Origin of the sequence: Amycolatopsis decaplanina DSM 44594, assembly GCF_000342005.1 — a bacterium.
GTDB classification, from domain to species: domain Bacteria; phylum Actinomycetota; class Actinomycetes; order Mycobacteriales; family Pseudonocardiaceae; genus Amycolatopsis; species Amycolatopsis decaplanina.
In genome coordinates this window covers 60,267-86,416 of the sequence record NZ_AOHO01000043.1, presented here as the reverse complement: position 1 = coordinate 86,416, position 26,150 = coordinate 60,267, and the positions used below count along the sequence as shown (strand labels likewise).

General features: G+C 69.1%; 24 protein-coding genes. 14 read left to right on the top strand and 10 right to left on the bottom strand.

Translation table 11 applies throughout. The annotated features are described in order from the left end of the window. Positions 1 to 106 precede the first annotated feature (106 nt). The 5 genes from mptB to H074_RS08900 all read left to right on the top strand — a co-directional run bounded on the left by mptB (position 107) and on the right by H074_RS08900 (position 5,536). Positions 107 to 1,693: a polyprenol phosphomannose-dependent alpha 1,6 mannosyltransferase MptB gene (gene mptB / locus H074_RS08920; RefSeq protein WP_039921958.1), complete on the top strand. Its 1,587-nt coding sequence runs from the start codon at positions 107 to 109 to the stop codon at positions 1,691 to 1,693. A gap of 19 nt (positions 1,694 to 1,712) precedes the next feature. Next, on the top strand, positions 1,713 to 2,639 hold the full coding sequence (locus tag H074_RS08915; protein WP_007029698.1) for an ABC transporter ATP-binding protein: 927 nt from the start codon (positions 1,713 to 1,715) through the stop codon (positions 2,637 to 2,639). Beyond that, on the top strand, positions 2,636 to 3,436 hold the full coding sequence (locus H074_RS08910; RefSeq protein ID WP_007029697.1) for an ABC transporter permease: 801 nt from the start codon (positions 2,636 to 2,638) through the stop codon (positions 3,434 to 3,436). The genes H074_RS08915 and H074_RS08910 overlap by 4 nt, the downstream gene beginning before the upstream one ends. 65 nt (positions 3,437 to 3,501) lie before the next feature. Continuing rightward, positions 3,502 to 4,470, top strand: a complete 969-nt coding sequence (locus H074_RS08905; RefSeq protein WP_007029696.1) for a COX15/CtaA family protein — start codon at positions 3,502 to 3,504, stop codon at positions 4,468 to 4,470. A 118-nt stretch (positions 4,471 to 4,588) separates the two neighbouring features. Then, a complete protein-coding gene (locus tag H074_RS08900) occupies positions 4,589 to 5,536 on the top strand; it encodes an acyl-CoA desaturase (protein ID WP_007029695.1) in 948 nt (315 codons plus the stop codon). 51 nt (positions 5,537 to 5,587) lie between these two features. Here the strand turns inward: H074_RS08900 and H074_RS08895 are convergent, their stop codons facing one another. Beyond that, positions 5,588 to 6,460 (bottom strand): ATP-grasp domain-containing protein, encoded by an 873-nt coding sequence (locus H074_RS08895; protein WP_007029694.1) that lies wholly within the window; start codon positions 6,458 to 6,460, stop codon positions 5,588 to 5,590. Next, the gene (locus tag H074_RS08890; protein WP_007029693.1) at positions 6,457 to 6,765 is read right to left on the bottom strand and encodes a hypothetical protein; all 309 of its coding nucleotides are present in this window, start codon (positions 6,763 to 6,765) and stop codon (positions 6,457 to 6,459) included. Before H074_RS08890 ends, H074_RS08895 begins: the two co-directional genes overlap by 4 nt. 95 nt (positions 6,766 to 6,860) lie before the next feature. On the opposite strand from H074_RS08890, the gene H074_RS08885 reads away from it, so the two are divergent. Together H074_RS08885 and H074_RS08880 are read left to right on the top strand one after the other, a co-directional pair. After that, positions 6,861 to 7,832, top strand: a complete 972-nt coding sequence (locus tag H074_RS08885; RefSeq protein ID WP_039921912.1) for a quinone oxidoreductase family protein — start codon at positions 6,861 to 6,863, stop codon at positions 7,830 to 7,832. Beyond that, positions 7,829 to 8,365, top strand: a complete 537-nt coding sequence (locus H074_RS08880; protein WP_007029691.1) for a GNAT family N-acetyltransferase — start codon at positions 7,829 to 7,831, stop codon at positions 8,363 to 8,365. The genes H074_RS08885 and H074_RS08880 overlap by 4 nt, the downstream gene beginning before the upstream one ends. A gap of 49 nt (positions 8,366 to 8,414) precedes the next feature. Here the strand turns inward: H074_RS08880 and H074_RS08875 are convergent, their stop codons facing one another. The 4 genes from H074_RS08875 to H074_RS08865 all read right to left on the bottom strand — a co-directional run bounded on the left by H074_RS08875 (position 8,415) and on the right by H074_RS08865 (position 13,203). After that, on the bottom strand, positions 8,415 to 8,987 hold the full coding sequence (locus H074_RS08875; RefSeq protein WP_007029690.1) for an FKBP-type peptidyl-prolyl cis-trans isomerase: 573 nt from the start codon (positions 8,985 to 8,987) through the stop codon (positions 8,415 to 8,417). A gap of 327 nt (positions 8,988 to 9,314) precedes the next feature. Beyond that, complete coding sequence (locus tag H074_RS40155) at positions 9,315 to 9,581, bottom strand: hypothetical protein (protein WP_152521376.1); 267 nt, start codon at positions 9,579 to 9,581, stop codon at positions 9,315 to 9,317. Positions 9,582 to 9,781: 200 nt separating this feature from the next. Next, a complete protein-coding gene (locus H074_RS08870; protein WP_039921957.1) occupies positions 9,782 to 12,037 on the bottom strand; it encodes a HelD family protein in 2,256 nt (751 codons plus the stop codon). Between the two features lie 185 nt (positions 12,038 to 12,222). Then, the gene (locus H074_RS08865; RefSeq protein WP_007029688.1) at positions 12,223 to 13,203 is read right to left on the bottom strand and encodes a heme o synthase; all 981 of its coding nucleotides are present in this window, start codon (positions 13,201 to 13,203) and stop codon (positions 12,223 to 12,225) included. Between the two features lie 300 nt (positions 13,204 to 13,503). On the opposite strand from H074_RS08865, the gene tkt reads away from it, so the two are divergent. The 7 genes from tkt to H074_RS08830 all read left to right on the top strand — a co-directional run bounded on the left by tkt (position 13,504) and on the right by H074_RS08830 (position 23,366). Continuing rightward, positions 13,504 to 15,606, top strand: coding sequence for a transketolase (tkt, locus tag H074_RS08860; protein WP_007029687.1), 2,103 nt, complete (start codon positions 13,504 to 13,506; stop codon positions 15,604 to 15,606). Positions 15,607 to 15,615: 9 nt separating this feature from the next. Further along, on the top strand, positions 15,616 to 16,728 hold the full coding sequence (tal, locus tag H074_RS08855; RefSeq protein WP_007029686.1) for a transaldolase: 1,113 nt from the start codon (positions 15,616 to 15,618) through the stop codon (positions 16,726 to 16,728). Between the two features lie 8 nt (positions 16,729 to 16,736). Then, positions 16,737 to 18,365 carry a glucose-6-phosphate isomerase gene (locus H074_RS08850; protein ID WP_007029685.1) on the top strand — a complete coding sequence of 543 codons (1,629 nt, stop codon included), beginning with the start codon at positions 16,737 to 16,739 and terminating at the stop codon, positions 18,363 to 18,365. Continuing rightward, positions 18,362 to 19,891 (top strand): glucose-6-phosphate dehydrogenase, encoded by a 1,530-nt coding sequence (gene zwf, locus H074_RS08845; protein ID WP_007029684.1) that lies wholly within the window; start codon positions 18,362 to 18,364, stop codon positions 19,889 to 19,891. The genes H074_RS08850 and zwf overlap by 4 nt, the downstream gene beginning before the upstream one ends. Continuing rightward, positions 19,888 to 20,898, top strand: a complete 1,011-nt coding sequence (gene opcA, locus H074_RS08840; RefSeq protein ID WP_007029683.1) for a glucose-6-phosphate dehydrogenase assembly protein OpcA — start codon at positions 19,888 to 19,890, stop codon at positions 20,896 to 20,898. Before zwf ends, opcA begins: the two co-directional genes overlap by 4 nt. Beyond that, positions 20,895 to 21,659 carry a 6-phosphogluconolactonase gene (gene pgl / locus H074_RS08835; RefSeq protein WP_007029682.1) on the top strand — a complete coding sequence of 255 codons (765 nt, stop codon included), beginning with the start codon at positions 20,895 to 20,897 and terminating at the stop codon, positions 21,657 to 21,659. The genes opcA and pgl overlap by 4 nt, the downstream gene beginning before the upstream one ends. Before the next feature lie 504 nt (positions 21,660 to 22,163). Further along, the gene (locus tag H074_RS08830; protein ID WP_167333163.1) at positions 22,164 to 23,366 is read left to right on the top strand and encodes a sensor histidine kinase; all 1,203 of its coding nucleotides are present in this window, start codon (positions 22,164 to 22,166) and stop codon (positions 23,364 to 23,366) included. 7 nt (positions 23,367 to 23,373) lie between these two features. On the opposite strand, the gene H074_RS08825 is transcribed toward H074_RS08830, so the two are convergent. The 4 genes from H074_RS08825 to H074_RS08810 form a co-directional block, all read right to left on the bottom strand. Next, positions 23,374 to 23,715 (bottom strand): RNA polymerase-binding protein RbpA, encoded by a 342-nt coding sequence (locus H074_RS08825; protein WP_034311760.1) that lies wholly within the window; start codon positions 23,713 to 23,715, stop codon positions 23,374 to 23,376. Positions 23,716 to 23,780: 65 nt separating this feature from the next. Beyond that, positions 23,781 to 24,011 (bottom strand): preprotein translocase subunit SecG, encoded by a 231-nt coding sequence (gene secG, locus H074_RS08820; RefSeq protein ID WP_007029680.1) that lies wholly within the window; start codon positions 24,009 to 24,011, stop codon positions 23,781 to 23,783. Between the two features lie 140 nt (positions 24,012 to 24,151). Continuing rightward, entirely contained in the window at positions 24,152 to 24,937 is a 786-nt protein-coding gene (gene tpiA / locus H074_RS08815) for a triose-phosphate isomerase (RefSeq protein WP_007029679.1), read from the bottom strand. Continuing rightward, complete coding sequence (locus H074_RS08810; RefSeq protein WP_275450437.1) at positions 24,937 to 26,145, bottom strand: phosphoglycerate kinase; 1,209 nt, start codon at positions 26,143 to 26,145, stop codon at positions 24,937 to 24,939. The genes tpiA and H074_RS08810 overlap by 1 nt, the downstream gene beginning before the upstream one ends. Between the last annotated feature and the right edge of the window lie 5 nt (positions 26,146 to 26,150).

The window sequence follows — 26,150 nt, the reverse complement described above, 5'->3', positions numbered from 1 at the left end:
GTTGCGTTGTTCCCGGGATCGCTACCCTTCGTGCGTGGCAGTGGGCGATCACCCGGCACAGCGGGACACGGACGGGGCGGAGCCGGAAGACCGGGCGGCGGGGCCGGTGGCGACGCTCGTCCCCGGACGCCCGCACGATCCGGAGCCGCTGGACGACAAGGAACTGCGCGGGCTGAACGTGGTCCGCCGGTTCGGCGCGGTCGGTTCCCTGTTCCTCGCCCTCGGCTCGCTCGGCGCGGGCGCCGCCCCGGTGATCAACCCGGTGCAGGAGATCCCGGTCCTGCGGCTGTTCACCCGCATCCCCATGGTCTCCCTCGCGATGGGCTTGGCGGGGATGGCGATCATCGTGCTCAGCTGGCTGCTGCTCGGCCGGTTCGCACAGCCCGCGCGCCGCCGCCTCGCCACCCAGGGCCAGCTCGCCCGCACCATCGCGCTCTGGTGCGCGCCGCTGCTGTTCATCCCGCCGCTGTTCTCCCGTGACGTCTACAGCTATCTCGCGCAGAGCGAGATCGTCGCGCGCGGGATGGACCCGTACTCCCTCGGCCCCGCCGAGGCGCTCGGCGTCTCCGACCCGCTGACCTCGGGCGTCTCCAACATGTGGCGTGAGACCCCGGCACCCTACGGCCCGCTGCTGCTGCGCCTCGGCGGCTGGCTCGCCCCGCTCAGCAGCGGCAACATCGTCACCGGGGTGCTGCTGCAACGCGGGCTCGCGCTGATCGGCGTCATCCTGATCATCTGGGCCCTGCCCCGGCTGGCCCGGCGGTTCGGCGTGCAGCCCGCCACCGCGCTGTGGCTCGGCGCGGCCAACCCGCTGCTGATCTTCCACTTCGTCGCGGGTGCCCACAACGACGCGCTCGCGATCGGGCTCATGGTGGCCGGACTGGAGATCGGACTCCAGCGGATGCCGGTGCGCTTCAAGAACGACGCGCCTCCACCGCCGGCCAAGGGCGAACTGCTGTTCATCGGGCTCGGCGTGGTGCTCATCACCCTCGGCGTCGCGGTGAAACTGAACGCGATCCTGGCGCTGCCGTTCTTCACGGTGATGGTGGCCAGACGCTGGCACGGCCGGATCAAGGACCTGGTCACCGCGGCGGTGCCGATGGCGCTGCTGTTCGGCGTGGTGCTGGTGGCGGTCTGCTACGGCACCGGGCTCGGCTTCGGCTGGGTCGGCGCGCTCGGGACGCCGGGACTGGTCCGCTCGTGGATCTCGCCGACGTCGGAACTCGCCGCGCTCGGCGGCGTCCTCGGCATCGCGCTCGGCCTCGGCAACCACACCAACGCGATGGTGCCGATCCTCGGCACGCTCGGCTATCTCGTCGCGGGCGCGGTGACGATCAAGTTCCTCTGGGACAGCTTCAAATGGCGATACCGGCCGATCATCGGCCTCGGTGTCTCGCTGGGCGCGGTGATGGTGCTGCACGTCGCGCTGCAGCCCTGGTACCTGCTGTGGGCGATCATCCCGCTCGCCGCGGCGGCGGGGACCTCGCGGTTCCGCATCGCCGCGACGATCGTCACCGCCGTCCTGCCGTTCCTGCTGCCGACGACGGGAAGCACCTTCGAGGGCCGCGGTTTCGTCCTGCCGTTCGCGTGGGCCGCCGCCGGGGTCGTCACGCTACTGGGGCTGTTCGTCGTCCACCGCCTCTCACCTCTGCTGCTGTCCAGACCGTCCCCGGAGCATTCGGTCCCGGCGTGAGGCCGTATCGTGACCTGTCGTGAACGCCCCCGCCGTCGAGATCACCGGGCTGGTGAAACGCTACGGATCCACCACCGCCGTCGATGGACTCGACCTGCGGATGGAACGTGGCGCACTGCTCGCTCTGCTCGGCCCGAACGGGGCCGGCAAGACCACCACCGTCGAGATCTGCGAAGGCTTCCTGCGGCCTGACGACGGCGAAGTCCGTGTGCTGGGCCTGGACCCGGCGCGCGACGGCGCGGCGCTGCGGCCGCGGATCGGTGTGATGCCCCAGGGTGGCGGCGCGTATCCCGGCGTCCGCGCCGACGAGATGCTCGGACTGGTCGCCGCGTGTGCGGCGAACCCACTCGACCCGGCCTGGCTGCTGGACGTCCTCGGTCTCGCGGGTGCGCGCAAGACGCCGTTCAAACGGCTTTCCGGCGGGCAGCAGCAACGGCTCTCCCTCGCCTGCGCGCTGGTCGGACGGCCGGAACTGCTCTTCCTCGACGAGCCGACGGCGGGGATGGACCCGCAGGCCCGCCGCCTGGTCTGGGATCTGCTCGAAGCACTGCGCGGCGACGGGGTCAGCGTGCTGCTCACCACGCATCTGATGGAAGAGGCCGAAACGCTGGCCGACACCGTGGTGATCGTGGATCACGGCAAGGTCGTCGTAGAAGGCTCTCCGCAGTCGCTGACGGTCGACGCCGGTGAGGCGGCGCAGCTGCGCTTCAAGGCCCGTACCCGGCTCGACACCGCTCTGCTGACCGCGGCGCTGCCCGAGGGGCACCTCGTCCACGAGTCGTCGCCGGGGACGTACCTCGTCGAAGGCGCGATCGACCCGCAGGTGGTGTCCACGGTGACGGCTTGGTGCGCGCAGCAGGGCGTCATGCCCGAAGAACTGCAGGTCGGCAGGCGAACGCTGGAAGAGGTCTTCCTGGAGCTGACCGGACGGGAACTGCGCGCATGACCACGACGCCCACGCCGCGGTTCGCCGCGGGCACGTTCACCCCGGCTCCCGGCCGCGGTTCGCTCGGCAAGATGCTCCGCACGCACGCGAAGGTCGAGGTGAGCCTGACCCTGCGCCACGGCGAGCAGATCCTGCTGACCCTGCTCATCCCGCTCGCGCTGCTGATCGGCCTCTCGCTGCTGGACATCCTGCCGTCGTCCCAGCTCGGTTCGGCGTCCAAAGTGGACTGGATGACGCCGAGGATCCTGGCGCTCGCGGTGATGTCGTCCGCGTTCACCGGGCAGGCCATCGCGCTGGGCTTCGACCGCCGCTACGGCGTCCTCAAACGGCTTTCCGCCACCGCGCTGCCCCGCTGGCTGCTCGTCGCGGGCCGGGTGGCCGCCGCACTGGTGGTGGTCGCGCTGCAGGCGGTGATCCTCGGTGTCGTGGCCGCGCTGCTCGGCTGGTCGCCGTCACCGGGCGGGATCCTCGGCGCGATCCCGTTTTTGATCGTCGGCACGCTCGCGTTCGGCGCGCTGGGCCTGCTGCTCGGCGGGGCGCTGCGCGCGGAGGCCGTGCTGGCGCTGGCGAACATCGTCTGGTTCGTGCTGCTGCTCGCGGGCGGCATCCTGCTGGCGCCGTCGACGATGCCGTCCGGCGTCGCGACGATCGTCGAACTGCTGCCCTCGGGCGCGCTCGCCGAAGGCCTGCGGTCGGTGCTGCTGGACGGTTCGTTCGGCTGGGGCCCGTTCGCCGTCCTGATCGGCTGGGGCGTCGTCGCGGGCGCGCTGGCGAGCAAGACCACCCGGCTCACCTGAGGCCCCCGACACAGCCGGTGCGGCCGGTGGAACGCTCTCAGGAAGGGCGTTCTAGCATCGGAGGCGTGCCGTTCCAGAGCCTTGTAGCGCGTCTGCCGTATCCCTCGTTCGCGGTCCAGCGAGCGGTCGCGATAGCGGCGGTGGTCGCGCAGGCCGGAATCGGTGTCACCGGATCGGTCGTCCGGGTCACGGGTTCGGGCCTCGGCTGCCCGACCTGGCCGCAGTGCGTCGAAGGCAGCATCGTGCCCGAGCCGCACCCCGAATTCGACGCGCTCAACCAGTGGATCGAGTTCGGCAACCGGCTGCTGACCGGCGTCGTCATCGCCGTCGCCGCGCTGTGCGTGATCACCGCGTGGCGCGTGCAGATCGAGCACCCGAGCCGCCGCCGTCTGGTGAAGCTGGCCTGGACGATGCCCGCCGGCGTGATTCTGCAGGCCGTCGTCGGCGGGATCACCGTGCTCGCGAAGCTCGAATGGTGGACCGTCGCGCTCCACTTCCTGGCCTCCACTCCCCTGGTCTGGCTCGCGGTCCTGCTGCTGCGCGCGTTCTCCGAAGGAGACGAGCCCGCCCGCTGGCTGATCCCGGACGCGGGCCGCAAGACGCTGATCGCGCTCGCCGTGTCCATGTGGGCCGTCCTCGTGGCGGGGACCACCGTGACCGGCGCGGGTCCGCACGGCGGCGACCCCGGCACCCACCGCCTCCAGGCCCCGATCGAGACGCTCACCCAGGTCCACGGTGGACTGTTGGTGGTCTACCTGATCGTGCTGGCCGTCTTCGGGCTCCAGTTGATGCGTGGCGAGACGCCGAAGCAGTTGTGGCGGCGGTACACCGTCGTCTGGGTCGTCGCGCTTTCTCAGGGCGTTCTGGGCTCGGTGCAATACGCCCTCGGCGTGCCGGAGGCGCTGGTCTCGTTCCACGTCCTCGGCTCCGCGCTGGTGATCATCTCCACGGCGGCGCTGTGGTGCGGTTCGCGCGACCGCGGTCCCGTGCCCTCGGCCACGGCTCCGGAACGCGAACTCGCCACCTCGAACTGACCCCGCGGCAAACCGGACGTAACCCCCAGGCGGCGTGCTCGCCAGACGGTGCCCTTACGCTGCGCCTCGGTCCCCCGTCCGGGAGTGACCGCCGAGTCCTAGGCACACGAGGTGTCGCATGACCGCCAGCACCGATCCCGCTCCTGGGGCAACCCAGTCGAAACCGCTGATCTCGCACCGCCGGGGCTCCGGCGAGATGCTGATACTCAAGACCTTCCTGCTGGTCCCGTTCGTCGCACTGCTCGCCGCCGTGCCGATCGTGTGGGGCTGGGGCATGACCTGGGTCGATCTCGTGCTGGCGGCCGTGTTCTACACCCTCGGGACGCTCGGGGTGACGGTCGGCTACCACCGCTACTTCACCCACGGCGCCTTCAAGGCCGGGCGCCCGCTGCGGGTCGCGCTCGCCATCGCCGGCAGCTTCGCGGTGCAGGGTTCGGTCATCTTCTGGGTGGCCAGCCACCGCCGTCACCACGCCTTCGCCGATCGCGAAGGCGACCCGCACTCCCCCTGGCTGTTCGGGACGTCGCCCGCGGCGCTCCTGCGCGGCTTCTGGCACGCGCACATGGGCTGGATGTTCAGCCGCGAGGTGACCAACTACGAGCGCTTCGCGCCGGACCTGGTGGCTGACAAGGATCTTCGCGTGGTGAACCGCTACTTCTGGCTGTGGATCACGCTCAGCCTCGCGCTGCCCGCGGTGCTCGGCGGCCTGATCAGCTGGTCGTGGTGGGGTGTGGTGACCGGGTTCTTCTGGGCGGGGCTGGTCCGGATCGCGTTCCTGCACCACGTCACCTGGTCGGTGAACTCGATCTGCCACCTGGTCGGCGAGCGCCCGTTCGCCAGCCGTGACAAGGCGGCGAACTTCTGGCCGCTGGCGATCCTGTCCATGGGCGAGTCATGGCACAACTCCCACCACGCCGACCCGACCTGCGCGCGGCACGGTGTCCTGCGCGGACAGGTCGACGTGTCGGCGCGGGTGATCTGGCTGTTCGAGAAGTTCGGGTGGGCGCGGGACGTGCGGTGGCCGAAGCCGGAGCGGCTGGCCGCCAAACTCGTCAAACCCGCCTGACGTCCTCGTGAGTGGTAAGGACGGTTCTAACCGTCCTTACCACTCACGAGGTCAAGCGAGTTGCTGCCGCACGGCGGAGGCGAAGCGCCAAGCGGCGGCGGCATCGGCCTGCCGGAACCCGAGCGAAGGTTCGACGAGCTCCAGTTCCAGCAGCAGCGGCCTGCCGTCCGGCCCGGCGACGAGGTCGACGCGGGCGTAGAGCAGTTCCGCGCGCAGGATTCCGAGCAGCGCCGCCGTCGCGTCCAAAGCGTCTTCGGCCAGCGCGCGGAATCCCGCCGCCGGCTGCACGGGCGCGAGCTTTTCCGTCACGTACAGACCGGATTCGTCGAGTTCCCGGCCCAGCATCGCGGCCTTCGAGAACGCGTGCGAGTACACGCCGCCGAAGTACACCAGCGCGATCTCGCCCGCACTGTCCACACTGGACTGATACGGCTGCATCACCACGGTGTGGCCGGCGTCGTGGAGGCTTTTCAGATGCGACGCGGCGTAGTCGGCGCCGGCGGGTGCGAACTTGCCGACACCGCGGGAGCCCGCACCGATCGCGGGCTTCAGCACGAACTCGCCCTTGGGCCAGCGCGGGGTCTCGTCACCCGGCGCGATCAGGGTCGTCGGCACGACCGCGACCCCGGCGTCGCCGAGTTCGGCCAGATAGGACTTGTCGGTGTTCCACCGCGCGACTTCGGCCGAATTGGACAGCGCCGGCACGGACTCGGCCCAGGACAGGAACTCGTCGCGGCGCTCGGCGTAGTCCCAGGTGGCGCGCAGCACGACGATGTCCGCGGTGCCGAAGTCGACGGTCGTGTCGTCCCAGGCGGCCCAGCGGGTCTTGAAACCGAGGTCGGCCAGCGCCTCGGGAACGGCGTGCTCGTCACCGTCGCCTTCCGGAAGCGCGGAGCAGGCGACGAAGATCGCGGATCCGCTCACTTCCCGGCCATCCGGCGGCGGTGCTCGGCGCCGATCTTCGTGGCCTTCACGGTCTCGTTGTCCCATTCGGCGGGCTCGAGGTCTTCGACGGCCTCGACCAGCGCCTCGCCCGCCTCCGTGGAGGCGACGACGACGTCGCCGAGCGCGCCGTCGGCGCCCACGAGCACGACCCTGGCGCCGATCCGGCCGATGTTCTCCACCACCGCGCGCGACGGCTTCCCGTGCCGCTTCACGAAATCGCGGGCGGCCGCGACCTGGCGCGACGTGGGAGCGGCGGTCTCGGTCTTCTCTTCGGTCTCAGCCACGGGCCGAGCTTAACCGCGAAACGCCCGGGACGCGGAATAACCGTGGCGTCGGCCATAGTTGTCCCGGTCGGAACGACCTTGAACGAGGAGGATGTATGCCCACGGCAGTGCAGATCCGGCGAACCGGTGGACCCGAAGTCCTTGAGCTGTCCGAAGTCGAGGTCGGCGAACCCGGTTCCGGGGAACTGCTCGTGGACGTCGCGGCGGCGGGCGTCAACTACATCGACACCTACCACCGCGAGGGCATCTACCCGGTCGGCACGCCGTTCATCCTGGGTATGGAAGGCGCGGGCACGGTGGCCGCGGTCGGCGCGGACGTGACCGGTTTCGCCGTCGGCGACCGGGTCGCCTGGCAAGGTTCGCTGGGCAGCTACGCCCAGCGCCGTCTGCTCCCCGCCGCGATCGCGGTGAAGATCCCGGACGGCGTGACCGAGGAGACCGCCGCCGCCACGATGCTCCAGGGTGTCACCGCGCACGCGCTGATCGCCTCGACCTACGAGGTCAAGGCCGGTGACGACGTGCTGATCCACGCCGCGGCGGGCGGGATGGGCCTGCTGCTGGTCCAGCTGGCCAAGGCCCGCGGCGCCAGGGTGATCGGCACCGTCTCCACCGACGAGAAGGCCGAACTCGCCAAGCAGGCGGGCGCGGACGACGTCATCCGCTACGACCAGGTCGATTTCGCCAAGGCCACCCGCGACCTCACGGGCGGCAAGGGGGTCGAGGTGGTCTACGACGGCGTCGGCAAGTCCACTGTGGACGGCAGCCTGGCGAGCCTGAAGATCCGCGGCCTGCTCGCCCTCTACGGCGCGGCCAGCGGCCCGGTGCCGCCGATCGACCCGCAGCTGCTCAACCGCAGCGGCTCGGTGTACCTCACCCGCCCGACCTCCGCGCACTACGTGCTCACCCGCGAGGAACTGGAGTGGCGGGTGAACGAACTCTTCGCCGCCGTCGGAGACGGCTCGCTGAACATCCGGATCGGCGGCCGCTACCCGCTGGCCGACGCCCGTCAGGCGCACGAAGACCTCCAGGGCCGCCGCACCACCGGCAAACTCCTGCTGATCCCGTGACGACGCTCTGGCCGGAGCGGGTCCGGCTCACCGGTGAAGGGCTCGTCCTGCGGGAGTGGGCCGAAGACGACATCGCGTTCATGCCCGGCCTGTTCGACAATCCCGCCGTCGCGCGGTTCACACCCCTGCCCTCGCCGTTCGACGAGGTGGCGGCGAAGGCGCACTACGCGAAGTACGTCACACGCCGTGCGGAGGGCACGGGGTTGCGGCTCGCCATCACGGATGACGGCGGCGAGCCGCTCGGCGAAGTGGTGCTGTTCCTGAAGGGCGGGCCCTCGGGCCCGGCCGAACTCGGGTACGCCGTCGGTCCCGCCCACCGCGGCCGGGATCTGGCGGCGCGATCGCTGCGGGTCCTCACCGCCCACGCGCTGGAGCTCGGGCTCGAACCGCTCCAGCTGCAGATCGACGCCGACAACGCGGCCAGCGAGGCCGTCGCCCGCCGCGTCGGCTACGCCCTGACGGACACTCCGCCGGAGACGAAGGTCGAGAAGGGACTGGAGATCACCCTGCTCACCTGGGAGTACACCGGCTGACTCGTGAGTGGTAAGGACGGTTAGAACCGTCCTTACCACTCACGAGAACTCAGCCCTTGTCGGTCGGGACACTCACTGCGTCGGTCACGAACACGAGGGTCTCGTTCGGCTCGATGCCGCGGTCACCCTTGCCGTAACCGAGGTCCGGCGGGATGATCAGCAGCCGCCGCGCGCCCTGCTTGATCCCTTCCAGCCCCTGGTCCCAGCCCTGGATGACCTTGCCGGCGCCGAGTGTCAGCTCGAACGGCTCACCGCGGTCGAACGAGCTGTCCAGCTTCTGCTTGTTGGACCAGGTGACCAGCGAATAGTTCATCTTCAGCTTCGCGCCCGCCTTGGCGCCCTCACCGGTGCCGGGCTCGAGGTCCTTGGTGATGAGCTTCTTCGGCGGGTCGCAGTCGTCCGGGATGGTGATGGTCGGCGCTTCGCCGAACTTCCCGGTGGTCTTCACGTCCTCCGCCGTGCACTCCTTGCCCTTCGGGGCGGCCGGAGCCGACGTCGACGCCGAGGCGGGGGCCGCACCGGTGGACGACTGGACGGAGCCCGCGGTGTTCTGCTTCTCGCCACAGGCAGCCAGGGCGAGCACGCCCGCGCCTATGACCACGATCTTGCCGAATGTGCGCATGCGGCCGACCTTAGCCAAGACCCTCCAGCGCGGGAACAAGGTCACCGGTCTGCACTACGCCCATCCGACGGGTCGCCCTGGTCAGGGCCACATAAAGATCGTTGAGACCACGCGGGACCCGGCGACGACCCGATCGGGGGCGACCAGCACCACCGAATCGAACGCCAGGCTGATCCCGTGACATTGGTCTGGCTTGTGCTTTACCGCAACGGATTTCGCTTCCCACGGTAAAGCACAAGCCGGATTTCACCTCATGCAAGCATGATTACTGAACGTCGACCAAAAATTCCGACTATGAACAATAGCCGCACAAATTGACCTCAACCATCAAGGAAAGTAGACAACATCGACAATATTAACGAGGAACGGAATCGGGCACCATGCGCCGGATTGAGTCCCGTCGGCGCGAACAGTCGGGCCATAAACCGTTGATCCTCCATGGCAGGACAACTTCACCCGCTGATAGCCAGACCCCTGACAAACAGAGAAACCACCAGCATCGTTGTCATACTTGCCCACCTGACACGGCGCCAGCAGCGAGTCCGCCGTGGCAACAGTCGGCGAAACAGTAGTGAAACCAGCCGCGATCAGCACTGCTCCAACTGCAGCGAAAACCTTATTTCGCATAGCCAACCTTCCCCATAATTTAACATCGGCACTCAGGCGAGTTACATCCCGTCGCGCTCAGATGTGAAAGTCCCCAGGTCAACCGCTGATACGTAGAACATGATTCACTACGCAAAGGCCTGCACGAATCCACCAAAAGGTGGTGATCTAGATCACTATCGATTGCTTTAGTCCATTAGGCTCAGCGCCGGAACAAGGTCACCGGTCTGCACTACGCCCATCCGACGGGTCGCCCTGGTCAGGGCCACATAAAGATCGTTGAGCCCGCGCGGCGACTCGGCGACGACCTCGTCGGGGGCGACCAGCAGCACCGAATCGAACTCCAGGCCCTTCGCCCGCTCGACCGGCATCACCGATACCCGGTCCCCCGCCTCGCCGAGTGCCTCCGAGAGGGACGCGACCAGAGACGACGGGCACAGCACCGCGACCGTCCCACCGTCCACGGCGGACAGTTCAGCATCGACGAGACCCGGCAGCTCCGCGGTGAGATCAGCCGGGTCCACCGCGCGCAGCCAAGGCTCGAAACCCGTCTCCCGCACCGAAACCGGCGCCTCCAGCTCCGGATTGACGTCGGCGAGCACCCGGGACGCGACGGCCATGATCTCCGCCGGGGTCCGGTAGTTCACGGTCAGTTCTTCGAGCCGCCAGCGGTCTGCGACGTACGGCGAGAGCGCCTCTCCCCACGACCGCGCCCCGCCTGCCGCCCCGGTCTGGGCGACGTCGCCGACCAGCGTCATCGACCGGTTCGGCGACCGGCGCATCAGCAGCCGCCAGTCCATCGCGGTCAGTTCCTGCGCCTCGTCGACGATCACGTGCCCGAAGGTCCAGGTCCGGTCCTGGGCGGCCCGCTGCGCCGCGGTCATCTCGCTGCGGCGCTGCTGACGTTCGGCGAACAGTTCGGCGTCGAGGACGTCGCCCACCCGCAGCAGTTCCTCGTCGACGATCTCCTCGTCCTGTTCGAGGATGTCGAGCACGCCTTCCGCGTAGGCGCGGTCTTCCCGCTCGCGGCGAGCGGCCTCGGCTCGGGCTTCGGTGTCGTCCTCGCCGAGCAGCTCGGCGAGTTCGTCGAGCAACGGGACGTCCGACGGGCTCCACTTCGCGTCCGTCGGGCTGTGGAGATGCTCACGATCGGTGTCCGACAAGGCTTTCCCGGCCGCGCTGCGCAACCGTTCGCGGTCGGCGAACAGCTCGTCGAGGACGATCTCCGGAGTGAGTTTGGGCCAGAGCCCGTTGATCGCGGCGGCCACGTTCTTGTCCGCGGCGACCTCGGCCCGGATGTCCTGGACGTCCCGCGCGTCGAGCAGGTCCTCCCCCAGTTTGCGGGCGGCTTGCCGGGTCAGCGCGTCGAGAAGGTCGGAGACGAAGATCCGCCGGGCGAGGTTGTGCGGACGGCGTGACCGGCGGGCGCGCGTCCGCGCCTCGGTGCAGGTCTTGCGGTCGAGCATGAGGATCTCGCGTTCGAACTCGATCTCCAGCACCGGCTCCGGTACCCGCTGGCGATCGCGGACCGCGTTGGCGAGCACGTCGGTCATCACCGGACGGCCCTTGATCTCGGCGGCCTCGCGGGTGACCGGCCCGTCCGCGTCCAGACCCGGGTACAGCTGCCCGATCGTGGCCAGCAGCACCCCGGTCTCGCCCAGCGACGGCAGGACCTGCCCGATGTAGCGGAGGAACGTGCTGTTCGGCCCGACCACCAGCACGCCACGCGTGGTGAGCTGCTGGCGGTGGGTATAGAGCAGGTACGCCGCGCGGTGCAGCGCGACGGCGGTCTTGCCGGTGCCCGGCCCGCCCTGGACCACCAGGACACCGTTCGGCGACGCGCGGATGATGCGGTCCTGCTCGGCCTGGATGGTGGCGACGATGTCGCTCATCTCGCCGGTGCGGCGGCGTTCCAGCGCGGCCAGCAGCGCCGCCTCCCCCGCGAGACCGAGGTCCTGGCCCTGGTCGGCGGCGGAGAGGTCGAGGATCTCGTCGTCGACGCCGACGACCTTCCGGCTCAGCGACCGGATGTGGCGACGCCGCCGGACACCTTCGGGTGAAGCGGCGGTGGCGAGGTAGAAGGGCCGCGCGACCGGCGCGCGCCAGTCGACGAGCAGCGGACGGTAGTCGTCGTCCTCGTCGAACAGCCCGAGCCGCCCGATGTAGGTGGTCTCCTCGGCGTGGTCCGGCAGGAAGTCGAGACGGCCGAAGCACAGGCCCTGCTCGACGGAGCTCAGCTGGGACAGCCTGTCGGTGTACAGCGTCGTGGCGACGTCGCGTTCGGTGCGCGCCTGCGGGGTGCCGCCGGTCTGGCGCAGCGTCTCGTCGAGCCTGCGCTGCGCGTCGACGCGTTCGGTGTCGAGCTTGCGGTAGAGGGTGGTGACGTACTGCTGCTCGAGCGCGACGTCCTGCTCGAGCGCGTCGAGTTCCCGGTCCGGGGACACGGACAAAGCAGCCTGCTTTCGAGAGGTGGGACAGGGGCCGAATGAACTACAACGGCGCCCGTCATCATCTCATTCCCCCGTGGACCGCCCAGGTTTCCGGCGTCCCGAGCGTCACGTACGAGACATTCGACGTCCCGAGCGTGGCGCTGGGGACACCCGCAGCGCCCCTCCCTGACACGCGTGAACTAGAAGGGCAGCCCGATGGCGGGCAGACCGATCGCCGAGTCGACGGCCAGCGCGACGAACACGATCATCAGGTACGTGTTCGACCGGTGGAACAGCGACATCGGCTTGGTCTCCTCGCCGCGCCGCACCGCCGCGTTCAGGCTGTGCGCGTAGAAGAGGAACCAGCCACCCGCCAGGATCGCGAACGTCGTGTAGATCCAGCTCGTCACCGGGACCAGCAGCAGGGTCCACGCGACCATCACCCACGAGTAGATGACGATCTGCCGCGCCACGTGCTGCGGGGTGGCGACCACCGGCAGCATCGGCACGCCGGCGCGCTCGTAGTCGTCGCGGTACTTCATGCCCAGCGCCCAGGTGTGCGGCGGCGTCCAGAAGAAGATGACGCCGAACATCACGAACGCGGGCCACTCGACGGTGCCGGTGACGGCGGCCCAGCCGATGACGACCGGCATACAGCCCGCCGCACCGCCCCAGACCACGTTCTGTGACGTACGCCGCTTCAGCAGCAGCGTGTAGACGAAGATGTAGAAGAGGATCGTCGCGACCGCGAGGATCGCCGAGAGCAGGTTCACCGTGAAATAGAGCACGGCGAACGACAGGACACCGAGCACGAGACCGAAGATCAGCGCGCCGCGCCGGGGTACCGAATCCTTCACCAGCGGGCGGCGCTTGGTGCGGTTCATCACCTTGTCGATGTCCGCGTCGATGACGCAGTTCAAGGCGTTGGCGCTGCCCGCGGCCATGGTTCCGCCCACGAGCGTCGCGAGTACCAGCCACGGCGACGGGATTTCCCGGCCCGCCAGGAACATCGCGGGAATCGTGGTGACGAGGAGGAGCTCGATCACCCTGGGCTTCGCGAGGGCGGCGTACGCGCCGACGACCTGGCGGATTGTTCGCCGGCCACCGTGCGGTCGTTTACCGGTCGGATGTACGGCGCTGGTGCTGTCACTGCGTCCGTGCGCAGCGTTCACCAACGACATTTCACTCCCTGCGTCAGTTTTCGGGGCGGGGTCCACCAGGCTTCCGGGTGATGTGGCGGCCCCGGATCCGGAGTGTTCTGAACCCTTCCCCGATGTTAGACGTGCTGTTTCCAGAGGGTGATCGCGGGTCCTCGACCGGCCGAACCATTAGGCTGGCCGCGGTAGCTCACGGCGTGCCACTGCGAACGGCCCGGACCAGGAATATCGTCCCTTCCGGATCGATTGAGATTAGTAGCGGTACACGTGGGTTACCCACGAGGGAAGAGAAGCCACTACCTGATGACGGGGAGTTCGAGTTCAGTGTCCGAAACCGCCTCTACCAGCGAGAAGAACCCACTCCTGGAGCGCAACGTGCCCGCCGACTGGACCGACCTCGACACGCGGGCCGTCGACACCGTGCGGGTGCTCGCCGCGGACGCGGTCGAGAACTGCGGCAGCGGGCACCCCGGCACCGCGATGAGCCTGGCGCCGCTCGCCTACACGCTCTTCCAGCGGACGCTGCGTCATGACCCGGCGGACCCCGAGTGGCCCGCCCGTGACCGCTTCATCCTCTCCGCCGGTCACTCGAGCCTCACCCTCTACATCCAGCTGTACCTCGCCGGGTTCGGCCTGGAGCTGGAAGACCTGAAGCAGCTGCGCAAGTGGGACTCGAAGACCCCGGGCCACCCGGAGTACCGCCACACCAAGGGCGTCGAGACCACCACCGGCCCGCTCGGCCAGGGCCTGGCCAACGCGGTCGGCATGGCGATGGCGGCCCGCCGCGAGCGCGGCCTGCTGGACCCGGACGCCCCGCAGGGCGAGAGCATCTTCGATCACTACGTCTACGTCGTCGCCTCCGACGGTGACATCGAAGAGGGCGTCACCGCCGAGGCCTCCTCGATCGCCGGCCGCCAGGAGCTGGGCAACCTCATCGTCTTCTGGGACGACAACGAGATCTCGATCGAGGACGACACCAAGATCGCGCTGTCCGAGGACGTCGTGAAGCGCTACGAGGCCTACGGGTGGCACACCCAGGTCGTCGAGGGTGGCGAGGACGTCGTCGCGATCGAAGAGGCCATCAAGGCCGCCAAGGCCGAGACCGAGCGGCCGTCGTTCATCGCGCTCAAGACCGTCATCGGGTACCCGGCGCCGAAGAAGATGGGCACCGGCAAGGCGCACGGCGCCGCGCTCGGCGCCGAAGAGGTCGCCGCGGTGAAGGAGATCCTCGGTTTCGACCCGGAGCGGGACTTCCAGGTCGACGACGAGGTCATCGCGCACACGCGCCGGGCTGTCGAACGTGGCAAGACCGCCCGCGCCGAATGGCAGGAGAAGTTCGAGGCGTGGGGTGCCGCCAACCCGGAGCGCAAGAAGATCGCGGACCGGATGGCCACCCGCTCGCTGCCCGAGGGCTTCGCGGACAACCTGCCGAAGTGGGAGCCGGACGCCAAGGGCATCGCGACCCGCAAGGCCTCCGGTGAGGTGCTCAACGCCCTCGCCGACCCGCTCCCCGAGCTGTGGGGCGGTTCCGCGGACCTCGCGGAGAGCAACAACACCACCATGAAGGGGGCCGACTCGTTCGGCCCGGAGAAGGCTTCCACCGACATGTGGAAGACCAGCCCGTACGGCCGGACGCTGCACTTCGGCATCCGCGAACACGCGATGGGCTCGATCCTCAACGGTATCGCGCTGCACGGCGGCACCCGCCCCTACGGCGCGACGTTCCTGATCTTCTCCGACTACATGCGCCCGCCGGTGCGGCTCGCCGCGCTGATGAAGGCGCCGGTCACCTACGTGTGGACGCACGACTCGATCGGCCTTGGCGAGGACGGCCCCACCCACCAGCCGATCGAGCAGCTCTCCTCGCTGCGCGCGATCCCAGGCCTCAACGTCGTCCGCCCGGCGGACGCCAACGAGACCGCGTACGCGTGGAAGGCCGTCCTGGAGGACGTCCACCACCCGTCGGGCCTCGCGCTGACCCGGCAGAACGTGCCGGTGCTGGAGGGCACCAGCGCCGAGGGCGTCAAGCGGGGCGGTTACGTCCTCGCCGAGGCGTCCAACGGCAGCCCCGAGGTCGTGCTGATCGCGACCGGCTCCGAGGTCCAGCTGGCCGTCGAGGCCCGCAAGACCCTCGAGGCCGACGGCATCCCGGCGAGCGTCGTCTCGATGCCGTGTGTCGAGTGGTTCGACGCGCAGGAGCAGTCCTACAAGGACTCCGTCCTCCCGCCGTCGGTCAAGGCACGCGTCTCCGTCGAAGCCGGTATCGCCCAGTCGTGGCACCGCTTCACCGGTGACGCAGGGGAGAACGTCTCGATCGAGCACTTCGGTGCGTCGGCCGACGCCGCCACGCTGTTCCGTGAGTTCGGTTTCACCGCGGAGGCCGTCGTCGAAGCCGCCCGTCGCTCGATCGCCAACACCAAGAACTGAAGGGGAAGCATGAGCAACGACAAGCTCGCGCAGCTGTCCGAGGCCGGGGTTTCGATCTGGCTCGACGACCTGTCCCGTGAGCGCCTGAACACGGGCAACCTCGCCGACCTGATCCGCGACAAGCACGTCGTGGGCGTGACGACCAACCCGACGATCTTCGCCAACGCGATGTCGAAGGGCGAGGCGTACGACGAGCAGACCAAGGAGCTCGCCGCCCGCGGCGCCGACGTCGAGGCCACCATCCGTGAGCTGACCACCACCGACGTGCGCAACGCCGCGGACCTGTTCCGCGACGTCTACACCGCCACGAACGGGGTCGACGGCCGGGTGTCCATCGAGGTGGACCCGCGGCTGGCCAAGGACTCCGACAAGACGGTGGCCGAGGCGCAGGACCTGTGGAAGACCGTGGACCGGCCGAACGTGCTGATCAAGATCCCGGCCACCGAAGAGGGTCTCCCGGCGATCACCAAGACCCTGGCCGAAGGCATCAGCGTCAACGTCACGCTGATCTTCTCGGTCGAGCGATACCGGGCGGTCATCGAGGCCTACTTCGCCGGCCTGGAGCAGGCGAAGGCCAACGGCCACGACCTCAAGGGCATCCACTCGGTCGCGTCGTTCTTCGTGTCCCGTGTGGACACAGAGATCGACAAGCGCCTCGACGCGATCGGCACCGACGCGGCCACCGCCCTGCGCGGTGAGGCCGCCATCGCCAACGCGCGTCTCGCGTACGCGGCGTTCGAGGAGCTGTTCGCTTCGGACCGCTGGAAGGCACTCGCCGAGGCGGGCGCGAACGCGCAGCGTCCGCTGTGGGCCTCCACCGGCGTGAAGGACCCGCAGTACTCCGACACCCGCTACGTGGACCAGCTCGTCGTCAAGGACACGGTCAACACGATGCCGGAGAAGACCCTCGACGCCGCGGGCGACCACGCCGAGATCACCGGTGACACGGTGACCGGCAAGGGCCCGGACGCGCAGGTCGTCTTCGATAAGCTGCGTGTGGTCGGCATCGACATCGACGACGTGTTCAAGGTCCTCGAAGACGAGGGCGTCGAAAAGTTCGAGAAGTCGTGGACCGAGCTTCTCGAGACCGTCACCGGGCAGCTGGAAAAGGCGAAGGACTGATCTGGACCATGGCAGGGGAAACGACCGGCGTCGAAATCGTCGACGCCGCCCTGGCCGGCGAAGCCGCTCCGTTCGCGGAGCGGCTCGTCGCCGACCAGGTCGCATCGAAACTGGCGTCCCAGGACGCCACACTGTGGGGTCCCGAAGCCGAGTCCGAAGCGTCGATCCGTCTCTCGTGGACGACGCTGCACAAGTCCTCGCGGCCGTTGATCGGCGAGATCGAGGCACTGCGGACCGACCTGCGTTCCGAGGGCGTCGACCGCGTCGTCCTCGCGGGCATGGGCGGTTCGTCGCTGGCCCCCGAGGTCATCACCGCGACCGACGGCGTCCCGCTGACGGTCCTCGACACCACCGACCCCGGCCAGGTCGCCGACGCGCTCGCGGGTGACCTGGAGCGCACGGTCATCGTCGTGTCGTCGAAGTCCGGCGGCACCGTCGAGACCGACAGCCACCGGCGGATCTTCGCGAAGGCCTTCGCCGACGCGGGCATCGACGCGGCGCGGCGGATCGTGGTCGTCACCGACCCCGGCTCGCCGTTCGCGGAACTGTCCGAAAAGGAGGGTTACCGCAAGGTCTTCCTCGCCGACCCGAACGTCGGCGGCCGCTACTCGGCGCTGACCGCGTTCGGGCTCGTCCCGGCCGGGCTCGCCGGCGCGGACGTCGCCCGCCTGCTCGACCAGGCCGCTTCGGTGGCGGACGAGCTGGCCGCCGACTCCGTGGACAACCCCGCGGTCAAACTCGCGGCGGCGTGGGGCGCGGCGCACGAAAAGGGCGCTGAGAAAGTCGTCATCGCCGATACCGGATCCGGCATCAAGGGTTTCGCCGACTGGGCGGAGCAGCTGATCGCCGAGTCCACCGGCAAGCAGGGCACCGGTCTCCTGCCGGTCGCCGTCGAGGGCCCGGACTCCCCCGGTTTCGCCGACGCCAAGGACGACGCCACCCCGGTGGCCGTCGGCCAGGCGGAAGGTGCCGCGAAGATCTCCGTGACCGGCTCGCTCGGCGCGCAGTTCCTGCTGTGGGAGTTCGCCACCGCGCTCGCCGGACGGCTGCTCGGGATCAACCCGTTCGACCAGCCCGACGTCGAGGCCGCCAAGAAGGCCGCGCGGTCGCTGCTCGACAATCCGGACAAGCTGAAGGGCGGCGAAGAGCCGTCCACTGTGGACGGCGCGGTCGAGGTGTTCGGCTCGGAAGGCGTGGTGACGGAAGGGAAGCTCGCGGACATCCTGCGGGCTTTCTTCGATTCCGCCCCGGAAACCGGCTACATCGCGGTGCAGGCGTACCTCGACCGTCTCGACGACGCGTCGACGGCGATCCTGCGCGGCGAGATCGCCAAGCGGACCGGCCGCCAGACCACGTTCGGCTGGGGACCGCGGTTCCTGCACTCGACCGGGCAGTACCACAAGGGCGGGCACCAGAACGGTGTCTTCCTGCAGATCACCGGCGCCGTCGAGGACGACTCGGGCGACATTGACGTTCCGGACCGGCCGTACACCCTCGGCGTGCTCCAGCACGCGCAGGCACTCGGCGACGGCCAGGTGCTCGCCGAGCACGGTCGTCCGGTGCTGCGCCTGCACCTCACCGACCGGGCCGCCGGCCTGGCCGGACTGGTCCGCGCGGTACAGGAGGCCGGCGAGTGACACGAGCCTGGAACAACCCGCTGCGCGATCCGCGCGACAAGCGGCTGCCGCGGATCGCCGGGCCATCCAGCCTGGTGATCTTCGGGGTGACCGGAGACCTCGCCCGCAAGAAGCTGATGCCGGCGATCTACGACCTCGCCCACCGCGGGCTGCTGCCCGCCGGGTTCTCGCTCGTCGGTTTCGCCCGCCGGGACTGGGAGCACCAGGACTTCGGCGAGCTCGTGCACGACTCGGTCAAGGAGCACGCGCGGACGCCGTTCAAGGAGTCGGTGTGGAACCGCCTCGCCGAAGGCATCCGGTTCGTCCAGGGAACCTTCGACGACGATGACGCCTTCGACAGGCTCGCGCAGACGGTCAAGGACCTCGACGCCGAGCGTGGCACCGGTGGCAACACCGCGTTCTACCTGTCGATCCCGCCGAGCGCGTTCCCGGTGGTGACCAAGCAGCTCGCCCGCTCCGGCCTCGCCGACGCGAGCGAAGACACCTGGCGCCGCGTCGTCATCGAGAAACCCTTCGGCCGCGACCTCAAGAGCGCCAAGGAGCTCAATGAGATCGTGAACGACGTCTTCCCCGAGGAGTCGGTGTTCCGCATCGACCACTACCTCGGCAAGGAGACGGTGCAGAACCTGCTGGCGCTGCGGTTCGCGAACCAGCTGTTCGAGCCGATCTGGAACGCCAACTACGTCGACCACGTGCAGATCACCATGGCCGAGGACATCGGCCTCGGCGGTCGCGCGGGGTACTACGACGGCATCGGCGCCGCACGCGATGTCATCCAGAACCACCTGCTGCAGCTCCTGGCGCTGACCGCGATGGAGGAGCCGGTCTCGTTCGCTCCGCGCGCTCTCCGCGCGGAGAAGGTCAAGGTGCTTTCGGCGACCAAGCCGCTGGCGCCGTTCGACGAGACCACCGCGCGCGGGCAGTACGCGGGCGGCTGGCAGGGCGGCATGAAGGTGCCGGGCCTGCTGCAGGAAGGCGGTTTCGCGAAGGACTCGACGACCGAGACCTACGCCGCGGTGACGCTGGAGGTGCAGAACCGCCGCTGGGCGGGGGTGCCGTTCTACCTGCGCACCGGCAAGCGGCTGGGCCGCCGGGTCACCGAGATCGCCGTGGTGTTCAAACGGGCGCCGCATCTGCCGTTCGACTCCACCTCGACCGAGGAGCTGGGCCAGAACGCGCTGGTGATCCGGGTGCAGCCGGACGAGGGCATCACGCTGCGGTTCGGGTCGAAGGTGCCGGGGACCACGATGGAGGTCCGCGACGTCACCATGGACTTCGGCTACGGGCACGCCTTCACCGAATCGTCCCCGGAGGCCTACGAGCGGCTCATCCTGGACGTGCTGCTCGGCGAACCGTCGCTGTTCCCGGTGAACGAGGAGGTCGAACTGTCCTGGGAGATCCTGGACCCGATCCTCGACCACTGGGCCAAGAAGGGGGCGCCCGAGGCGTACCCGCCCGGTTCGTGGGGACCGCCGTCCGCGGACGAAATGCTGGAGCGTACCGGCCGGAACTGGAGGCGTCCGTGATCATCGACCTGCCGTCGACCACGACGTCGCAGCTGAACAAGAAACTCGTCGAGATCCGCGAACAGGGCGGGCAGGTGGCGCTCGGCAGGGTGCTGACGCTGGTCATAGTGGCCGACGACGACGACCGGCTCGAAGAGGCGATCGAGGCGGCCAACGAAGCCAGCCGGGAGCACCCCTCGCGGGTGATCGTGGTGGCCAAGGGCGCGCGGACCGCGGCACCGCGGATCGACGGCCAGATCCGGGTCGGCGGCGACGCCGGCGCGAGCGAGGTCATCGTCCTGCGGCTCTACGGTCCGCTGGCCTCGCAGGGGCAGAGCGCGGTCGTGCCGCTGCTGCTGCCGGACGCGCCGATCGTCACCTGGTGGCCCGGCACCGGCCCGAAGGCCCCGGCCAAGGACCCGCTCGGCGAACTGGCGCAACGCCGGATCACCGACTCGGCGGCGGAAAAGGCGCCCATAAGAGCACTCACCACGCGGGCGAAGTCCTATGTGGAGGGTGACACCGACCTGGCGTGGACCCGGCTGACCCGGTGGCGCGCGCAGCTGGTGTCCGCTTTGGACCTCCCGCCGTACGAGAAGGTCACCGGTGCGACCGTGACCGGCGAGGCCGACTCACCGTCGACCGAACTGCTCGCCGGCTGGCTGGCCGAGTACCTCAAGGTGCCGGTGAAGCGGGTCAAGAGCAGCGGTGCCGCGGGCATCATCTCGGTGACGCTGGACAGGCGTTCCGGACCGGTGGAACTACACCGGCCGGACGGGCGGGTCGGCATGCTGACCCAGCCGGGCCAGCCGACGCGCCGGATCTCCCTGCAGCGGCGGGACAACAAGGACTGCCTGATCGAGGAGCTGCGGCGGCTCGACCCGGACGAGGTCTACGAGGCTTCTCTGAACGGGCTCGGCAAGATCTCGTCCGGCACCGCGAAGGCCGCTCCGGCGAAGAAGTCGGCTCCGGCGGCGAAGAAGGCCCCGGCTGCCAAGAAGGCCCCGGCTGCGAAGGGCGCTTCATGAGCAAAACCGAGGTCGTCGTCTACGAGAACCCGGACCTCCTGGCCGCCGCCGCGGCGGCCAGGCTGGTCACCCGGATCGTCGACGTCCAGGCCGCCAAGGGCTCCGCTTCGGTGGTACTCACCGGCGGCGGCACGGGGATCGCGATCCTGCAGGAACTGCGCGACTCCAGTGCCCGCGACGCGATCGACTGGTCGCGGCTGGACGTCTACTGGGGTGACGAGCGCTTCGTCCCGGCGGACTCGGACGAGCGCAACGAGAAGCAGGCCCGCGAGGCGCTGCTCGACCACGTCCCGCTCGACCCGCGGCGGGTGCACGCCATGGCACCTTCCGACGGCGAGTTCGGCGACGACGTCGACGCGGCGGCCGCGGCCTACGCCGAGGTCCTCAGCGGGGACCACGGCGACGTCCCGGCGTTCGACATCATGCTGCTGGGCCTCGGCGGGGAGGGGCACACCGCCTCGATCTTCCCCGAGAGCCCGGCGGTGTACGAGAAGGAACGCTCGGTCGTCGCGGTGCGCGACTGCCCGAAGCCGCCGCCGACCCGGATCTCGCTGACCCTGCCCGCGATCCGTCGCGCGCAGGACATCTGGCTGGTCACCGGCGGCGACGCCAAGGCCGACGCCGTCGCGCAGGCGCTGGCCGGTGCGGGCGAGGTCCAGATCCCGGTGGCGGGAGCACGCGGCACCCGTCGCACGCTCTGGCTGCTGGACCGGGGTTCCGCCTCGAAGCTGACGAAGGTCTACCAGACTCCGACAGCCTGACGTCTCTAGTACATGAAGGCCCCCTTCCTTGCGCCTGGCGCAAGGAAGGGGGCCTTCATGTACTTTCCGGCCGAGCACGCCGCCGACTGCCTTGCGCGCATCCGGCCTATTCCTGACACCCCCATGGCGGAAGTCCGTGAAGGCCTCCTTCCCTACCCTGAAGGTAGCGATGGGGGCCTTCACCGAACATGACCGTCCGAACGCGAAAAGTGATCTAGACAACTCTCGCTGGTTCCGTCGTCAGAACCGGCTTATTCACCCGTCGAAATGATCAGCGGACCACCGAGCCCGGGTGGTCCGGTGTGGATTCGACCGACCGAACGTTCATGCACTTGTCCGGAGGGCGGACAGTGACCGGACAGTCGCTAGCCCGACTGGGGGAAACTTACCGCCTTTGTACATCCACCCGTTAGCATCCGCACATTTGTTCGTTCCTGCGCGTCCCGATCGGGCGAAGAACACGTCTCACCATCCAAGTCCACAAGACGAGTGAGGTCGCCAGCGATGAGCACAGAGGGTCTCTCGATGCCAGGTATCTCGGTGGGCGGCTCCGGAGCGGACGCCGCCGACCGGATGCGCCGTGCCGCCGGGGTCATGTCGTTCGCCAAGATCAAACGTCCGGCGCTGGTCGCGCTGGGCATCGACACGCTCGCGATCTTCCTGGCCGCGCTCGACGTCTGGCTGGTGATCCCCGAGAAGGCCCAGCCGTACTCCATCTATCTGTCCGGCGCCGCGTGCCTCGGCCTCGCCTTCCGCCGCAAGCTGCCGTTCCTCGCGGTGATCGTCACCGTCCCCGGGTTCTTGGCGGGATGGTCCCAGCTGGCCGCGATGATCGCGCTCGGCTTCCTCGCCACCCGCAAGCAGATGCACTGGCAGACCTGGACCGGGTTCGCGCTCGTCTTCACCTGCCGGTTCGTCCAGTGGCCGCTGGCCGACTTCGTCGAGCTCAGCTGGCGCGAACACGTCCTGGACGGGATCTACGGCGTCATCGTCGCCGGGATGCCGGTGGCGATCGGCCTGCTCATCGGGGCGCGGACCGAGATCTCACAGAAGCTTTCCGAACTCGCCGCCAGCCGCGACCGCGAACGCCGCTTCCACGCCGACGCCGTCCGCGCGGAGGAACGCGCCCGCCTCGCGCGGGAGATGCACGACGTCGTCTCGCACCAGATCACGCTGATCGCGATGCAGGCCGGCGCGCTCCAGGCGCAGACCACCGACGCCCGGTCGCTCGAAACCGCGCAGGTCATCCGGAAGCTGAGCACCAAGACGCTCGAAGAACTGCGCTCACTGGTGAGCGTGCTCCGTTCCGGCTCCGAAGACGACGGACCTCTGCCGGGGATCAACGAACTCGACCGGCTGATCCGCGGCTCGGACGTCCCGGTGCACCTCACCGTCGAGCGGATCCCCGACCTCCTGCCCAGCCAGGTTTCGGCGGCGGCCTATCGGACCGTGCAGGAATGCCTGACCAACGTGCACAAGCACGCACCGGGCGCCACCGCGACCATCCGGATCCAGGGCGAGCACGGCTCGCTCAAGGTCGAAATACGCAACGAGCGCGCTCGGACCCCCGGTGCGGCCCTGCCCTCGGGAGGACATGGGCTGACCGGGCTGGCCGAACGCGCTCGACTGCTGGGTGGGAGCTTCGAGACCGCCGACACCGAGGACGGCGGGTTCCGGGTGCGTGCCCGGTACCCGCTCGACCGGTGAGCGAAGGTTAGATCTCCCGGCGCTGGCGCAACCGCTCCAGCGCCTCGGCGAGAATGGCCTCGCCGTCGGCGTCGGAACGCCGTTCCTTCACGTAAGCGAGGTGGGTCTTGTAAGGCTCGGTCCGCGGCGCGGCAGGCGGGTTCTTCTCGTCCTGCCCACCGGGAAGCCCGCAGCGCGGGCAGTCCCACTCGTCGGGAATCTCGGCGTCCATCGAGAACGAAGGCTGTGCCTCGTGCCCGTTGGCGCACCAGTAGGAAATACGACGCCGCGGCGCCGACTCACCCCGCTCCGATTCGCCCGAAGGCCCGGCACCCACACGGGTGCCCCGAATCGCGTTACCGCCAACCATGAATCCTCACACCTATAGGGATCGGCGGCGCGCCCCCCATAGGCACGCCGAAACACCTGGATCGATCAGACCTTGAGCAGGAGCCCGAGGCCGATGATGCTGATCAGCCACACCGCGCCCAGACCCAGCGTGATCCGGTCGAGGTTCTTCTCGGCCACGCTCGAGCCGGACAGGCTCGACTGCATACCGCCACCGAACAGCGAAGACAGACCGCCACCACGGCCGCGGTGCAGCAACACGGCGACCACCAGCAGCACGCTGGAGGCGATCAACAGGATTTGCAGGAACAGCTTCATGTCATCCTCTGCGCTCTTGGAGAATGCAGGAAAACGGTGTGCCGCTGACGGCTGTTGACCGCCAGAACACACCGTACTCCTGGACTCGTCCACTGCTGTGTGACGGACCGGATACCCAGGTTACCCGGTAGGTGCCCCGATCAGGGCAGGGGCCCGCCCGCGGCGAGTGCGCAGAGTTTGGTGAACTCGTCACCATCCAGGCTGGCACCACCCACGAGCGCACCATCGATGTTCTCGCAGGCGACGAGGTCACTGATGTTATTGGCCTTGGCCGAGCCCCCGTAGAGCACGCGGACCGAGGACGCGACCTCGGCACCGTACTTCTCGGCGAGGGTGGCGCGGAGGGCTCCGCACACCTCCTCGGCGTCGGACGGGGTCGCGACCTTGCCGGTCCCGATGGCCCAGACCGGCTCGTAGGCGACGACGACGTCCTTGACCTGCTCGGCCTTGAGCCCCTTGAGGCCCTCGACCAGCTGGGTCGTGGTGTGGGCGATGTGCTCGCCGGCCTCGCGGACCTCGAGCTTCTCTCCCACGCACAGGATCGGCTTGATGCCGTGCTTGAGCGCGGCCTTGACCTTCTTGTTCACCAGTTCGTCGGACTCGCCGTGGTACTCACGCCGCTCCGAGTGCCCGACGGTGACGAAGCTGCAGCCCAGCTTCGCCAGCATCGGGCCCGACACGTCACCGGTGTAGGCACCGGAGTCGTGCGGCGACAGGTCCTGGGCGCCGTAGGTGAGCGACAGCTTGTCGCCGTCGGTCAGCGTCTGGACGCTGCGGATATCGGTGAACGGCGGCAGGACCGCGACGTCGACCTTCGCGTAGTACTTCTCCGGCAGGGCGAAGGCGATCTTCTGAACCAGCGCGATGGCTTCGAGGTGGTTCTGGTTCATCTTCCAGTTGCCGGCGATGAGCGGTTTGCGCGCCACTAGTCGTTCTCTCCCAGCACAGCGACTCCGGGCAGTTCCTTGCCCTCCAGGTACTCCAGCGACGCGCCGCCGCCGGTCGAGATGTGCGAGAAGCCGTCCTCCGGCAGGCCGAGCCGCCGTACGGCCGCGGCGGAGTCACCGCCGCCGACCACGGTGAAGGCGTCGCTCTTGACCAGCGCTTCGGCCACGGCACGGGTGCCGCCGGCGAAGGACTCGAACTCGAACACGCCCATCGGGCCGTTCCAGAACACGGTCGCGGCGTCGGCCAGCTTGCCCGCGAACAGCTCACGAGACTTCGGGCCGATGTCGAGCCCCATGCGGCCGGCCGGGATGGCCGTCGCGTCGACGACGTCGAACTCCGCGTCGGCCGCGAAGCCCGTCGCGGCGAGCACGTCCACCGGCAGGATCAGCTCGACGCCGCGCTTCTCCGCCTCGGCGAGGAAGCCGCGGACCTGCTCCAGCTGGTCCTCCTGGAGCAGCGAGTTCCCGACCTCGTGGCCCTGGGCCTTGAGGAAGGTGTACGCCATGCCGCCGCCGATGAGCAGCCTGTCGACCTTGGTCAGCAGGTTCGCGATGACACCCAGCTTGTCCGACACCTTCGCGCCACCGAGCACGACGACGTACGGCCGCGCGAGGTCCTCGGTGAGCTTCTTGAGGACATCGACCTCCGCCAGCACCAGACCGCCCGCATACGCCGGAAGCGCCCGCGCGATCTCGTAGACCGACGCCTGCTTGCGGTGCACCACGCCGAAACCGTCGGAGACGAACGCGCCGCCCGGGACGAGCGCGGCCAGCTCGGCGGCCAGTTCCTGCCGCTCGGCCTCGACCTTGCTGGTCTCGCGCGCGTCGAAGCGCACGTTCTCCAGCAGGGCCACCTGGCCGTCGGTCAAGCCCGCGACGGTGGCCTTGGCGGACTCGCCGACCAGGTCACCCGCCAGCGGGACGTCGACGCCGAGCAGCTCGGTGAGCTTCGCGGCGACGGGCGCGAGCGAGAACTTCGGGTCCGGCTCGCCCTTGGGACGGCCGAGGTGCGCCGTGACGACCACCTTCGCGCCCGCCTCGGCGAGCCGCTTGAGGGTCGGCAGGGCCGCGCGGACGCGGCCGTCGTCGGTGATGGTCTCCCCGTCGAGGGGGACGTTCAGGTCGGAACGCACGAGTACGTACCGGCCCGAAACGTCCCCGCTCAGCAGGTCTTCGAGATTCTTCAGCGCCA